Origin of the sequence: Kocuria sp. KRD140 (genome assembly GCF_017168375.1) — a bacterium.
Taxonomy (GTDB): Bacteria; Actinomycetota; Actinomycetes; order Actinomycetales; family Micrococcaceae; genus Kocuria; species Kocuria marina.
This window is the reverse complement of the sequence record NZ_JABFAW010000007.1, coordinates 372,994-386,661: the sequence shown is the minus strand read 5'-3', so window position 1 is coordinate 386,661 and position 13,668 is coordinate 372,994. Positions and strand designations below refer to the sequence as shown.

11 protein-coding genes are annotated in these 13,668 nt (G+C 68.1%); 8 read left to right on the top strand and 3 right to left on the bottom strand.

Going from position 1 to position 13,668, the window contains the following annotated elements; translation table 11 throughout:
* Nucleotides 1-203 precede the first annotated feature (203 nt).
* The 4 genes from dnaK (at nt 204) to J1M36_RS12790 (ending at nt 4,407) form a co-directional block, all read left to right on the top strand.
* The gene (gene dnaK, locus J1M36_RS08145) at nt 204-2,081 is read left to right on the top strand and encodes a molecular chaperone DnaK (protein WP_085106162.1); all 1,878 of its coding nucleotides are present in this window, start codon (nt 204-206) and stop codon (nt 2,079-2,081) included.
* A complete protein-coding gene (locus J1M36_RS08140) occupies nt 2,078-2,728 on the top strand; it encodes a nucleotide exchange factor GrpE (protein WP_064846334.1) in 651 nt (216 codons plus the stop codon). The genes dnaK and J1M36_RS08140 overlap by 4 nt, the downstream gene beginning before the upstream one ends.
* Before the next feature lie 82 nt (nt 2,729-2,810).
* The gene (locus J1M36_RS08135; RefSeq protein ID WP_206479028.1) at nt 2,811-3,851 is read left to right on the top strand and encodes a DnaJ C-terminal domain-containing protein; all 1,041 of its coding nucleotides are present in this window, start codon (nt 2,811-2,813) and stop codon (nt 3,849-3,851) included.
* Between the two features lies 1 nt (nt 3,852).
* Entirely contained in the window at nt 3,853-4,407 is a 555-nt protein-coding gene (locus J1M36_RS12790; RefSeq protein ID WP_241180606.1) for a heat shock protein transcriptional repressor HspR, read from the top strand.
* Between the two features lie 81 nt (nt 4,408-4,488).
* Here the strand turns inward: J1M36_RS12790 and catC are convergent, their stop codons facing one another.
* The 3 genes from catC to trmB form a co-directional block, all read right to left on the bottom strand.
* Entirely contained in the window at nt 4,489-4,800 is a 312-nt protein-coding gene (gene catC / locus J1M36_RS08125; protein ID WP_035964097.1) for a muconolactone Delta-isomerase, read from the bottom strand.
* Between the two features lie 6 nt (nt 4,801-4,806).
* The gene (locus J1M36_RS08120) at nt 4,807-6,699 is read right to left on the bottom strand and encodes a BCCT family transporter (protein WP_342358319.1); all 1,893 of its coding nucleotides are present in this window, start codon (nt 6,697-6,699) and stop codon (nt 4,807-4,809) included.
* A gap of 190 nt (nt 6,700-6,889) precedes the next feature.
* The gene (gene trmB, locus J1M36_RS08115; RefSeq protein WP_241246968.1) at nt 6,890-7,852 is read right to left on the bottom strand and encodes a tRNA (guanosine(46)-N7)-methyltransferase TrmB; all 963 of its coding nucleotides are present in this window, start codon (nt 7,850-7,852) and stop codon (nt 6,890-6,892) included.
* A gap of 116 nt (nt 7,853-7,968) precedes the next feature.
* On the opposite strand from trmB, the gene J1M36_RS08110 reads away from it, so the two are divergent.
* From J1M36_RS08110 to J1M36_RS08095, 4 genes are all read left to right on the top strand, one after another.
* A complete protein-coding gene (locus J1M36_RS08110; protein ID WP_206479026.1) occupies nt 7,969-9,216 on the top strand; it encodes a multidrug effflux MFS transporter in 1,248 nt (415 codons plus the stop codon).
* Nucleotides 9,217-9,477: 261 nt separating this feature from the next.
* Nucleotides 9,478-10,953 (top strand): sodium:alanine symporter family protein, encoded by a 1,476-nt coding sequence (locus J1M36_RS08105; RefSeq protein ID WP_206479025.1) that lies wholly within the window; start codon nt 9,478-9,480, stop codon nt 10,951-10,953.
* 181 nt (nt 10,954-11,134) lie between these two features.
* On the top strand, nt 11,135-12,595 hold the full coding sequence (locus J1M36_RS08100) for an amino acid permease (RefSeq protein WP_206479024.1): 1,461 nt from the start codon (nt 11,135-11,137) through the stop codon (nt 12,593-12,595).
* Between the two features lie 50 nt (nt 12,596-12,645).
* The gene (locus J1M36_RS08095) at nt 12,646-13,521 is read left to right on the top strand and encodes a D-hexose-6-phosphate mutarotase (RefSeq protein WP_206479023.1); all 876 of its coding nucleotides are present in this window, start codon (nt 12,646-12,648) and stop codon (nt 13,519-13,521) included.
* Nucleotides 13,522-13,668 lie beyond the last annotated feature (147 nt).

Genomic DNA, 13,668 nt, shown 5'->3' with positions numbered 1-13,668 from the left:
GTCCACCCCCGAATTGCTGTGGAATTCCCGGCAGCTCGGGCGAGACGCGGTGTGCAGATACTTGAGCCGTTGCGACTCAACTTAGGTTGACAGGGGTAGCTCAAGGTGTAAGCTTGAGTCTCGAAAGCTCAAGTCTTAAAGGTTCACGGACCGGCCGCGTCGGCGCCCCTCCGGACCGCATCGGAACAACGAAGGGATAGAACATGTCTCGTGCAGTAGGAATCGACCTCGGTACCACTAACTCCGTGGTATCCGTACTGGAAGGCGGCGAGCCTGTCGTCATTGCGAACGCCGAGGGCAACCGCACCACCCCGTCCGTTGTCGCCTTCTCCAAGGACGGCGAGACCCTCGTGGGCGACGTGGCCAAGCGCCAGGCCGTGACCAACGTGGACCGCACCGTGGCCTCCGTGAAGCGCCACATGGGCACGGACTGGACCACCGAGATCGACGGCAAGAAGTACACCCCGCAGGAGATCTCCGCCCGTACGCTCATGAAGCTCAAGGCGGACGCCGAGTCCTACCTGGGCGACACGGTCACGGACGCCGTGATCACTGTTCCCGCGTACTTCAACGACGCCGAGCGCCAGGCCACCAAGGAGGCCGGTGAGATCGCCGGCATGAACGTGCTGCGCATCGTCAACGAGCCCACCGCCGCGGCCCTGGCATACGGTCTGGAGAAGGGCAAGGAGGACGAGCTCATCCTGGTCTTCGACCTCGGTGGCGGCACGTTCGACGTCTCCCTGCTGGAGGTCGGCAAGGACGAGGACGACTTCTCCACCATCCAGGTCCGCGCCACCGCCGGTGACAACCGCCTCGGTGGCGACGACTGGGACCAGCGCATCGTGGACTGGCTGCTGGAGCAGGTGAAGTCCAAGACCGGTGCGGACCTGTCCAAGGACAAGATCGCCCTGCAGCGCTTGAAGGAGGCGGCCGAGCAGGCCAAGAAGGAACTGTCCTCCGCGACGTCCACGACCATCTCCCTGCAGTACCTGTCCGTGACCCCCGAGGGCCCCGTGCACCTGGACGAGAAGCTCTCCCGTGCCAAGTTCGAGGACCTCACCAAGGACCTGTTGGCCCGCACCGAGAAGCCGTTCAAGGACGTCATCTCCGAGGCCGGGATCAATGTCTCCGACATCGACCACGTGGTGCTCGTGGGTGGTTCCACCCGTATGCCCGCCGTGGTCGAGAAGGTCACCGAGCTCGCGGGTAAGGCCCCCAACAAGGGCGTGAACCCGGACGAGGTCGTGGCCATCGGCGCCGCGATCCAGGCCGGTGTGCTCAAGGGCGACCGCAAGGACGTGCTGCTGATCGACGTGACCCCGCTGTCGCTGGGCATCGAGACCAAGGGCGGCGTGATGACCAAGCTCATCGAGCGCAACACGGCCATCCCCACCAAGCGGTCCGAGACCTTCACCACCGCGGAGGACAACCAGCCGTCCGTGTCCATCCAGGTCTTCCAGGGCGAGCGCGAGTTCACCCGGGACAACAAGAACCTGGGCACGTTCGAGCTCACGGGCATCGCCCCGGCCCCGCGCGGCATGCCGCAGATCGAGGTCACGTTCGACATCGACGCGAACGGCATCGTGCACGTGTCCGCGAAGGACAAGGGCACGGGCAAGGAACAGTCCATGACCATCACGGGCGGTACCTCGCTGTCCAAGGAGGACATCGACCGCATGGTCAAGGACGCCGAGGCGAACGCCGACGCGGACAAGCAGCGCCGTGAAGCCGCCGACCGTCGCAACAACGCGGAACAGCAGGCGTACTCCGTGGAAAAGCTGCTCAATGACGACGAGGGCAAGATCCCCGAGGACGTCAAGACCGAGGTCCAGGCCGACGTCGATGCCGTGAAGTCCGCCCTCGAGGGCGACGACGACGACGCCGTGAAGACCGCGTTCGAGAAGTTGCAGGCCTCCCAGACCAAGATCGGTGAGGCGCTGTACGCCCAGGCCCAGAGCGAGGGTGCCGCCGGTGCCCAGCCGGGTGCCGAGGGCGCTCAGGGTGCGCAGGCCAAGGACGACGACGACATCGTCGACGCCGAGGTCGTGGACGACGAAGACGGTAAGAACGGGAGGAAGTGAGCATGAGCGATTCCGAGAACACCAAGGGTCACGGCGAGTCCGTGCCGGAGGACCCGGATCATTCAGCTCAGGACTCCACCGGCACCGAGCGTTCCGAGGGTGGTGAGGGGCTGACCGTGGACGACATCCTGGACACCCCTCAGTCCCAGGACGCCCAGGCCGGGGACACGCAGGCCGCGGACGCGGCGTCGTCGCAGGACGACGCCGCCCCGGCGGGCGAGTCCGCCGCGCAGAAGCTCGCGGACGAGCGCCTCGAGGACCTGCGTCGGCTGCAGGCGGAGTTCGTGAACTTCAAGAACCGCACCGCGCGGGAGAAGGATCAGCTGCGGGACTTCGTCTCCGGCGAGATGATCACCGCGCTGCTGCCGGTCCTGGACGACGTCGACGCCGCTCGCAAGGCCGGGGACCTCGAGGACGGCCCGTTCGCCGCGATCGCGACCAAGCTCGAGGACGCCCTGGGCAAGAAGGGTCTCACCCGGATCGGGGAGGTGGGGGAGGTCTTCGACCCCACCGTCCACGAGGCCGTGCTGCAGCAACCCACCGACGAGGTGGAACCGGACCACGTGTCCATGGTGCTGCGCTCGGGCTTCCGTGTGGGCGCTCGAGTGGTCCGGGCGGCTCAGGTGGCCGTGGCCACGAAGCCGTAACGCAAGAAATTCCTCGGGGCGGGTCCGCATGACGGGACCCGCCCCGAGTCACACAGGGAAGTACCAGGAGGAAGGAGGCGTCATGGCCAGTCAGGACTGGATCGACAAAGATTTCTACACTGTCCTGGGCGTCTCCAAGGACGCATCCCAGGCGGACATCAAGAAGGCTTACCGCAAGCTGGCCCGCAAGTACCACCCGGACCAGAACCCGGGGGATGCGGCCGCGGAGAAGAAGTTCAAGGACATCACCGAGGCCAATTCGGTGCTGTCGGACCCCGAGGAACGCAAACAGTACGACGCGATCCGGGCCATGGGTTCCGGGGCGCGGTTCACCGCCGGTGGCCCCGGTGGCGCGAGCAACGCTGGCGGCGCCGGGTTCGAGGACCTCTTCGGGGGTCTGTTCAACGGCGGCGGTGGCCGCAGGAGCTACTCCACCTCCGGGGGTGGCGGGTTCGAGGACCTGTTCGCGCAGTTCGGCGGCCAGGGCGGCAATTCGCGGTTCGGCGGGGGCTTCAGTGGCGGCCAGGGCGGATTCGGCGGGGGTCAGGGCGGATTCGGTGGCTACCAGGCACCGCCCGCCAAGGGTGAGGACATCCACACCACGACCACGATCCCGCTGCGTTCCGCGTACAACGGCACCACGGTGAAACTGCGCCGGGGCAACGGCCAGTCCACCACGGTGCGCGTGCCCAAGGGCGTCAAGGATGGGCAGCGATTGAAGATCGCGGGCAAGGGACACTCGGGGCCCGGTGGCCACGGGGACCTGTTCGTGGCCGTCAAGGTCAAGGAGCACCCGTTCTTCACCCGCGAGGGCCAGGACGTGCACGTAGACATCCCGGTGACCGCTGCGGAGGCCGGACTCGGGACCACCGTGCAGGTGCCCACGCTGGACGAGGGCCACGTGACCGTGCGGGTCCCCGCGGGGACGTCGTCCGGGCACCGGATGCGTGTCAAGGGCAAGGGCTTCACGTCCGGGTCCACCACGGGCAACATGATCGTGACGGTGCAGATCCAGTTCCCGGCAGACCTGGACGATGCCGCACGGGAAGCACTGCAGGAATTCGCGCGGGCCACCGAGGACTTCGACCCCCGCGCGAACCTGAGCGAGGAGGCGGCGCTCTGACATGGCCATCGACTTCACCCAGCCAGTGTTCGTGATCTCGGTGGCCGCGGAGCTCGCGGACATGCACCCCCAGACTCTGCGCCAGTACGACCGCATGGGTCTCGTGACCCCGTCCCGGGCCTCCGGGCGGGCCCGCCGGTACTCCCAGCTGGACGTGCAGAAATTGCGTCAGATCCAGGAGCTCTCCCAGGAGGGCGTGTCCCTCGAAGGGATCAAGCGCATCATCCAGCTCGAGAACCAGGTGCAGGCGCTGCAGACCCGGGTCACGGAACTGTCCGAGGAACTCGAACGGGAGCGCCGGGCGCGGCAGGAGCGGGACATGATCTTTACCGCCGGTTCCGCCGGGGATGTGGTGCGCATGGCCCGTGGCACCCGGCGCTCACCCCGCAAGGTGTCCCAGGCGCTCATGCTCTACCGCCCGGCCAAGCCCGAGGCTGCGGCCACCGGCCGGGACGCCATACTGGGCCGGGATGCGGCCCCGGGCCGGGACGCGGCGTCCGTGCGGCGGGATGCGACGTCGTCGTCGACCACGAAGCTGCGCGGCTCGCAGAAGTAGACGACCCGCGAACGGCGAGATCCCCGCGGCTCCTCTCGGGAAGGGCCGCAGGGATCTCGTCATCCGGGGTACCGGGAAGGACTACTCCTGGATCGTGTTGCCGTCGAAGAAGTCGTCCGTGGTGGCGTTGGGGTGCTTGGCCAGCGGGGTCACCTTGACGTTCATGTACGCGAACATGGGGAACCCGGACAGGACGGTCTGCAGCTCGTCGTTGTCCTCGACGTCGTAGATCGAGTAGTTGGCGTATTCGCCCACCACGCGCCAGATGCCCTTCAAGACACCCGTGCGCTGGAGTTCACCGGAGTAGGCCTTCTCGCGGTGCTGGTAATCAGCCTTGGTCTCGTCGGTCATCGATTCCGGGAAGACCACGTCCATGCGGGCCAGGAACAACATGCGGGGCTACTTTCTCTGGGGGTCCGTGGAGGGTGCGTCGGGTTCCACCCTAGGCGCTGCCGCGCGCTCGCCGGGGTGTACGACGTCGTGCGAATCGGTGAACTCGCCCGTCTCGTAGTCGTAGGCCACGGGGTTGCCGTCCTCGTCCGTGCGCCGGTACCACTCGGTGACCTCCGGGGCGCTCGAGTCGAAGTCCGCGCCCGCCGCCCACTTGCTGTCCGGGGCGCGTTCCACCGAGAACGTGAAGTCGTCCCCGTACTCGTCGATGCCGTGGCGTACGGACTTGTCCACGGCCCAGCGCGAGTACTGCTCGCGGATGACCATGGGGTCCCGGCGCAGGTCCTTGTGGAAGGCCACGGCCATGAAGAACATGATCAGCGTGAACGGCAGGGCCGTGACGGTGATCAGGTTCTGCAGACCCGTGAGCGCGTTCTGTCCGCCGATCAACAACATCACCACGGCGATCCCGGCCATGCACAGTCCCCAGAACACGGTGATCCGCCGCTTGGGGGTCGGGTTGCCCCGCTGGGACATCTGGGACGTCACCACGGAGGCGGAGTCCGCGGTGGTGATGAAGAAGATGGCCAGCATGAGCACCACGATTCCCGCCATGATGCCGGCCGCGGGCATGCCGTCCAGGACGGTGAAGAAGATCTCTTCCGGGGCCGGCAGGGTCTGCGCGGTGCCGTCCGGGGCGATCGCGTGGTCCTGCATCTGCTGGTGGATGGCGGTCCCGCCGAGCACCGTGAAGGCCATCACCACGATGGACGAGGGGATGAACAGCACCCCCAGGATGAACTGGCGGATGGTGCGGCCCCGGGAGATCTTGGCCACGAAGACCCCCACGAAGGGTGCCCAGGAGACCCACCAGGCCCAGTAGAACGTGGTCCACGAGGACAGGAACGCCTGCATCTCGGGGCCATCCGACATGGACGCGGACAGCATGGTGGGCAGCTCGGCGAAGTACGTGACGATCACGGAGGGCACGAAGTTGAGCAGGAACGCGGTGGGTCCCAGGACGAAGAAGAACAGTGCCAGGCCCACGGCGAGGACCATGTTGATGTTGGACAACCATCGGATCCCGCGGGCTACGCCCGAGACCGCCGAGGCGATGAACCCCGCGGTGAGCACCGCGATGATGACGACCGCCGCGGCGTTGCCCGAGGGGCCCAGACCCGTGAAGATCTCCACACCGCGCCCGATCTGCAGGGCACCGATGCCCAGGGACGCCGCGGTGCCGAACAGGGTGGCCAGGATCGCCAGGATGTCGATGATCCGGCCGGCCAGGTTGTCGGTGTTGCCGTTGTGGAAGAACGGTGCGAACACGGAACTCATGAGTGGAACGCGTCCGCGCCGGTAGGACGTGTAGGCCACCGCCACGCCCACGAGACCGTAGATGGCCCACGCGTTGAGCCCCCAGTGCAGCGCGGCCTGCGCGGAGGCCTTCTTCATGGCGTCCACCGTGCCGGGGTCCGCGGATCCCGGGCGCGGGGACAGGAAGTAGGTCATGGGCTCGAAAGGGCCGAAGAAGATGATCCCGATCCCGATCCCCGCCGCGAACAGCATGGCCGCCCACGACGCCGTGGAGTACTCGGGCCGGTCCCCGTCCAGGCCCAGCGGGATCCGCCCGTAGCGGGACACCGCGATGTACAGCAGGTAGAGCAACAGCCCGATCGCCAGGACGTTGAATGCCCACCCCATGTTGAGCATCGTCCAGTTCAGCGCCGCACCGGACACGGCCGTGAGTGACGCGGTGTCCACGACACCCCACCCGATGAACGCGACGATCAACCCGCCGGCCACGCCCACCACGATCTTGTCGATCCCGTAGCGCACCTTCTGGTCCTCCACGGACACGCCCGGCACCACGGCCGGGTGGATGTTGTGGGGGTAGTTGATCTCGTCGAGGAACGAGCGCGTGGCGTCCTTGCGGTTCGCCGGTTTGCGGGCACCCCCGCGCGGCGAGGGCTCGGGCTCCGCGTCCGACGGGTGGGGCGGTCGTGTACTGGAGGACACCGGGACTCCTGCGGGTCGGTCGGTCAGGGACCTTCCCACAGTAGGCCCCCGGACCGGTTCGCCCCGGGTCCGGCTAACGACGGCGGTAGGTCAGGTCCCGCGGTATCCGCCCGGCTTCCGTGGCTTTGCGTTCGAAACTCGTGAGGATCCGGCCCTCCCAGCGCGGGGCCCACCCGGCGTCCGGGTGCTCGTCGTCCGCGAGCGGACCCGGATGCACGTTCTCGAAGTCCGCGTCCGCGCCGTCCAGGACCTCGCGCATCACCACCGCGTACTCCTGCCAGTCCGTGGCCAACCGCCACAGTCCACCCGGTTCCAGGACGCGGGCGGCCAGTTCGGCGAAACCGGGGGAGACCAGGCGCCGCTTGTGGTGGCGGGTCTTGTGCCACGGGTCCGGGAAGAAGACCCACAGTTCGTGCACGGAACCGGGTTCCAGCATGTGCTCGAGCACCTCGGGGGCGTTGGCCTGCGCCACGCGCACGTTGGTCACACCGGCCTGGGCGGCCTTCATGAGTAGATCCGCCACACCGGGCTTGTAGACCTCCACGGCCAGGTGGTCCAGCTCCGGGTGGGCCGCCGCATGGGCCACGATGGCCTCGCCCAGGCCCGAGCCCACCTCCACGACGAGCGGCGCCACGCGGCCGAACACGGCCTCCCGGTCCAGGCGGTAGCCGGGATCCACGGACGTGTCGGTCATGACGCGGGGGATGTCCAGGACCCACTCGCCCGCATGCTCGTCCCACGCCTTCTGGCGCTTGGGGGACAACCGGTCACCGCGGCGCACAAACGAGTACGGCTGCCGCGGGAACGCCACGCCCGCGGGGGCACCGCCGGTCGCCGCGGCGGGACCCGTCGGAGCGCCGTCGTTCGTCGGGGTGGCATCGGCATCGGTGTGCTCGGATGACGACGGCGCGGCACCGGCCGCACGGGCCTCGGCGGGCTGTTCGGGGGCTGGGGACGCCTCCGGGGCGCTGCCCGGGGAGTCCGGGAGGGCCGCGTCGTGCGCGGACGTGTCAGGGGTGCGATCGCTGGATTCCATCGTGGATCATCCTAGGCGCGGGGGCGTCGCAGGAAGGGATCGGGTGACCCGCGGCACCTACTATTTGAACAGCCCACCCACCCCTCAGCGCCCAGGCGCGTGCCAGGAGAGCCCGCATGACCCAGAACCCCGCGTCCCCCGAGCCCGGTCGCAGCAGGCTGGGATTGAGCCCGCGCCTGGACTGGATCGTGCTCGTGGGCGCCCTGGGCATCCTCTCCGCCGTGAGCCCGCTGGCCACGGACATGTACCTCGCGTCCATGCCGGAGATGGGCGAGTGGTTCGGCTCCCCGGCCAGCATGATCCAGTTGACCCTCACCGCGTACATGGTGGGCATGGCGCTGGGTCAATTCCTGCTGGGCCCGCTCTCGGACGTGCTGGGGCGGCACAAACTCATGGTCACGGGGAACCTGATCTTCCTGCTCGCGTCCGTGGGGATCATCGTGGCCCCGGACATCCACTGGGTGCTCGCCCTGCGGTGCGTGCAGGGCCTCGCCGGGGCGGCGGGCGTGGTGATCGCCCGGGCCGTGGTCTCGGACATCGCCCACGGCCACCGCGCGGCCCAGCTGTACTCGGTGCTCGCGCTCATCACGTCCCTGGCACCCGTGGTCGCACCGCTCGCGGGCGGTGTGATCGCGACCGTGGCCGACTGGCGCGTGGTGTTCTGGGTGCTCGCGATCTTCGGGGCCGTGATGCTCGCGTGCTCCGTGTTCATCGTGCCGGAGACCCTCCCACCGGGGCAGCGCTCGCGGGGCGGGCTGGGGCGCATCCTGCGCAACGCCGGGCAGATGATCAGTGATCGGCACTTCACGCTCTACGCCCTGAGCTTCGCCTTCGCGTTCGGTGCGCTGTTCTCCTACATCTCCGCGTCCTCGTTCGTGATCCAGAACGTGCTGGGCTTCAGCGCCCTGGTCTACTCCGTGATCTTCGCGATCAACGCGTGCGGTTCGATCACCATGGGAGTGGTCAACACCAAGCTCGTGGGCAGTCGGGACCCCTCCTCCCTGTTGCTCGTGGGGGTCACGGGACTCGCAACCTTCTCCGTGCTCAACATGGTCCTGGTGGTGCTGGGCGTGGTCGGAGCGATCACCCTGGTGCTGTTGTTCCTGGCCCAGTCCTGCATGGGACTCGTCCTGGGCAACGCCGTGGCTATGGCCCAGCGCCAGGCCCAACGGCTGCACCTCTCCGGCACAGGTTCCGCCGTGGTGGGCATGGCCCAGTTCATCCTGGCCGGGCTCGTCACGCCCCTCACGGGCCTCGGCGGGGAGTACACCGCGGTGCCCATGGTGCTGAGCATGGCGGCGTGCGCCGTAATCTCCGTGGGGCTGGTCCTCACGGCGCGCCGGCAGGGGACGCCCGTCGGGTGAACCGCCCGGCGCTGCGACGTCGTCCGTCGGGCGGACGTCCCGGCCGCGTCGTCCGGCGGGTGAATGTCCCGACCCGGCGGTGTCGCCCGTCGGGTGAATGCCCGGACCCGGCGGCGTCGTCCCGCGAGCCGTGCGACATGGCCCCCGCTCCGCGCGCCGACGGGCCCGGAACCGCGCGGGATGTGGTTCACTGTCCGGGACAGTGACATTGTTCACACACCGTCCGTGGCATCCTGCCCCAGTTGAACGAGGGACACCTTCATGCTCGATTCGCTCCAATCCATTCTCGACACGATCGGCGGGTTCGTGTGGGGGCCGTTCCTCCTGATCCCGCTGCTGCTCGGAACGGGCGTCTACCTGACCATCCGGCTGTCCGGACTGCAGATCACCAAGTTGATCCCCGCACTGCGCCTCGCGTTGTTCGAACGCAAGGACAAGGACGCCCCCGGCGGTGACGTCTCCCAGTTCCAGGCATTGACCACGGCGCTCGCCGCGACCGTGGGTACCGGCAACATCGTGGGCGTGGCCACGGCCATCTCGATCGGCGGCCCCGGCGCCCTGTTCTGGATGTGGGTCACGGGCGTGCTGGGCATGGCGTCCAAGTACTCGGAGGCCTTCCTGGGCGTGCGGTTCCGCACCCGAGACGCCAAGGGCGAGATCTCCGGCGGTCCGCAGTACTACCTGTTCCGCGGGATCCCCAACGGTTTCGGCAAGTTCCTCTCCCTGTTCTTCGCGATCGCCGCGGTGCTCGCGTCCTTCGGGATCGGCAACATGACCCAGGGCAACTCCATCTCCGCGAACGTGGAGTCCTCCTTCGGTGTGCCCGTGTGGGTCACGGGCCTCGTGCTCGCGGCGCTGACGCTGCTCGTGCTCGTGGGCGGGATCAAGTCCATCGGTAAGGTCACCGCCGCGCTCGTACCCATCATGATTGTCTTCTACGTCCTGGGCGCGCTCTACATCCTGGCGGTCAACATCGAGTCCGTTCCCGCGGCGTTCGGGAGCATCTTCAGCACGGCCTTCACGGGGCACTCCGCGGTGGGCGGCTTCGCGGGATCCGCGATCATCCTGGCGGTGCAGATGGGTGTGGCCCGCGGCATCTTCTCCAACGAGTCCGGCATGGGGTCCGCGGCCATCGCCGCAGCGGCCGCGCAGACCACCCACCCCGTCCGTCAGGGTCTGGTGTCCATGACCCAGACGTTCATCGACACCATCATCGTGGTGACCTGCACGGGCCTCGTGATCGTGACCACCGGCGTGTGGGACCAGGGCAAGGACTTCGCGGCCACCATGACCGGGGACGCCTTCAGCCATGGGCTGCCCGGCGGGTGGGGCCACCTGATCGTGACCCTGGGCCTGATCCTCTTCGCGTACTCCACGATCCTGGGCTGGGCCTACTACGGCGAGCGCTGCATGGAGCGCCTGTTCGGCCGCAGGTCCGTGATGCCGTACCGCGTGTTCTTCTCGCTGATCGTGTTCGTGGGCTGCAGCGTGCCGTTGGCCATCGTGTGGTCCTTCGCGGACCTCATGAACGGGCTCATGGCGCTGCCCAACCTGCTGGGTCTGCTCATCCTCTCCGGGCTGATCGCCCGCGAGACCAAGCACTACCTGCGCAACGACCCGCAGTTGCGCGCGGACAAGCTGCAGATCGACGGGTTCATGGAGGGCCGCCCCGGGGCCATCGACAGCTACGTCTCCACCGACTCCGGACGCCCGGACCGGGTGCAGCGCGTGCGTTGACCGCCGCTCCGCCCGCTCGCCGAGCTTGTCGGGGCCCTCGGTCCCGACGGCGCTGAACAGCCAGGGCCCGAAACGGCATGTGATCCGCGGATCACCTGTCGTTTCGGGCCTCAGCTGTTCCCGACACCCGGGCGCAGGCCCGCTACACTTGGGCGCCCGCCCGGGAGTACCCTCTGACTCCATGACGAACAGCTCCACCGCGGTGTCGCCACCGCACACGCACTCCGAGCCCAGCAGGGGCCTAAGCAATCGACACATCCAACTGATCGCGATCGGCGGTGCGATCGGCACCGGGTTGTTCATGGGATCGGGGCGCACCATCTCCCTGGCGGGCCCGGCCGTGGTGTTCATCTACGTGGTGATCGGTTTCTTCCTCTTCTTCATGATGCGCGCCATGGGCGAGCTGCTGCTGTCCAATCTGCGCTACAAGACCTTCGCGGACTTCGCCGCCGATCTGATCGGCCCGTGGGCGGGGTTCTTCGTGGGTTGGTCCTACTGGTTCTGCTGGATCGTCACGGCGATCGCCGAGCTCGTGGCCATCACGGGCTACGTCCAGTTCTGGTGGGCGGCCGTCCCGCTGTGGCTGCCCACCGTCCTCGTGGTCCTCATCGTGTTCCTGCTCAACGCCGTGAGCGTGAAGAACTTCGGGGAGATGGAGTTCTGGTTCGCGCTCATCAAGATCGTGGCCATCCTGGCCCTGATCGTGGTGGGTGCGATCATGGCGCTGACCCACTTCGCATCCCCGGACGGGCACACCGCCCAGCTCGCGAACCTGTGGAACGACGGCGGGTGGTTCCCGAACGGCGCCATGGGCGTGGTTGCGGGGTTCCAGATCGCGGTCTTCGCGTTCGTGGGCATCGAGCTCGTGGGCACCACCGCGGCCGAGGCCCGTGATCCCCGCACGACCCTTCCCCGGGCGATCAACTCCGTCCCGGTGCGCATCCTCATCTTCTACGTGGGATCCCTCCTGGCTATCCTGGTGGTCACCCCGTGGCGCTCGATCAACCCCGAGCAGTCCCCGTTCGTGGCCATGTTCGCGCTGGCCGGGCTCGCGGGCGCCGCGTCCGTGGTGAACTTCGTGGTGCTGACCTCCGCGATGTCCTCGTCCAACTCCGGGGTGTTCTCCACGTCCCGGATGATGTTCGGTCTCTCCGCGGAGGGCAGCGCACCCGGGATCTTCAAGGGGCTCAACCGCGTGGGCGTACCCGTGCGGGCCCTGTACCTCACGGCGGGCATCCTGCTGCTGACCATCCCCGTGCTCTACGCGGGGGACTCGATCATCGAGGCGTTCACGCTGATCACGTCCGTGGCGTCCCTCTTGTTCGTGTTCGTGTGGTCCATGATCCTGATCTCCTACATCCGCTACCGCATGAAGTTCCCCGAGCGCCACGCCACCTCCGAGTACAAGATGCCCGGCGGCGTGGTGATGTGCGCTGTGGTGCTCGCGTTCTTCGTGTTCGTGGCGTGGGCGCTGAGCACGGATCCCCAGACCGCCACGGGGCTGGTCGCGGTGGCCGCGTGGCTCGTGGTGCTGGGAATCTCGTGGGCCTTCGTACGCCGCACGGAGTCCCACCGGCAGACCTTCGAGTGGTTCAAGCAGGAGATGGCCCGCCCCGTGGAGCCTGAACACCCGTCCCGATAGAACACACCTGGCCCCCTGTTCAGCACGCACCCCATGCTTAAGCTGGGGACATGACTCGACTGCCGGAACCCCTGTCCCTGTCCTGCGCCGACGGCTCGGGATCCGTCCTAAGCTACGGCGCGCACGTGGTGTCGTGGGCACCGGAGGATCACGAGCCCGTGCTGTGGGTCTCTTCCCGTTCCTACAACGAGACGGGCAGAGCGGTCCGCGGCGGTGTCCCCATCTGCTTCCCGTGGTTCGGGCCCGGGCGCACGGGGGACATGGACCCCGCGCACGGGTTCGCGCGGATCACCGAGTGGCAGCTCGCCGAGCAGGGGGAGGACACCGAGGGTCACGCCTACGCCGAGTTCACCCTCACGCCCGCGGACGTGGCCGAGCACCTGCGCGAGACGTTCCCCCACGAGTTCGAGGCCCGGTTCCGGGTCACCGTGGGCGCCCGCTTGCGTATGGCGCTCACCGTGACGAACACCGGCACCGGGACCTTCGACTTCGAGGAGGCGTTGCACAGCTACCTCCACGTGGGCGATTCCCGGCGCGTGAGCGTGACCGGCCTCGACGGTGTCTCCTACTACGACAAGGTGGCCAAGGAGCAGCGGCGCCAGAGCGGGGAACTCACGATCACGGGCGAGACCGACGCCGTGTTCGCCCATCGCGGCGAGGTGCGGGTTTCCGACCCCGAGCTCGGTCGCACCCTCGTGATCACCAAGGAGGGCTCGGACAGCACCGTGGTGTGGAACCCCTGGGCGGACAAGTCCGTGGCCATGGCGGACTTCGCGGACGACGAGTGGCAGCAGATGCTGTGCGTGGAAGCGGGCAACGTGATGGGCTCCCCGGTCCGGCTCGCCGCCGGCGAGTCACACACCCTCGTGCAGAGCATCGAGGTGCAGGAGCTCACGGCGCAGGATCCCGCCGCCCACGACGCCTGAGCAGGCACCCGTCGCCCACGACACCCTGAGCGCGCTCTCGCCACGCGACGTCGCTGGCGCCCGGCGAGAGCGCCGGGGAGACCGCCGCTCGGCCCGTCCCGCACCCCGCGGGGAACGCCCCGGTGTGGGAATGCCCCGGGGCGAAAG

Coding starts and splice junctions, on each gene's coding strand:
- dnaK (WP_085106162.1), top strand. CDS start 204: ATGTCTCGTGCAGTAGGAATCGACCTCGGTACCACTAACTCCGTGGTA.
- J1M36_RS08135 (WP_206479028.1), top strand. CDS start 2,811: ATGGCCAGTCAGGACTGGATCGACAAAGATTTCTACACTGTCCTGGGC.
- J1M36_RS12790 (WP_241180606.1), top strand. CDS start 3,853: ATGGCCATCGACTTCACCCAGCCAGTGTTCGTGATCTCGGTGGCCGCG.
- catC (WP_035964097.1), bottom strand. CDS start 4,800: ATGTTGTTCCTGGCCCGCATGGACGTGGTCTTCCCGGAATCGATGACC.
- trmB (WP_241246968.1), bottom strand. CDS start 7,852: ATGGAATCCAGCGATCGCACCCCTGACACGTCCGCGCACGACGCGGCC.
- J1M36_RS08110 (WP_206479026.1), top strand. CDS start 7,969: ATGACCCAGAACCCCGCGTCCCCCGAGCCCGGTCGCAGCAGGCTGGGA.
- J1M36_RS08105 (WP_206479025.1), top strand. CDS start 9,478: ATGCTCGATTCGCTCCAATCCATTCTCGACACGATCGGCGGGTTCGTG.
- J1M36_RS08100 (WP_206479024.1), top strand. CDS start 11,135: ATGACGAACAGCTCCACCGCGGTGTCGCCACCGCACACGCACTCCGAG.
- J1M36_RS08095 (WP_206479023.1), top strand. CDS start 12,646: ATGACTCGACTGCCGGAACCCCTGTCCCTGTCCTGCGCCGACGGCTCG.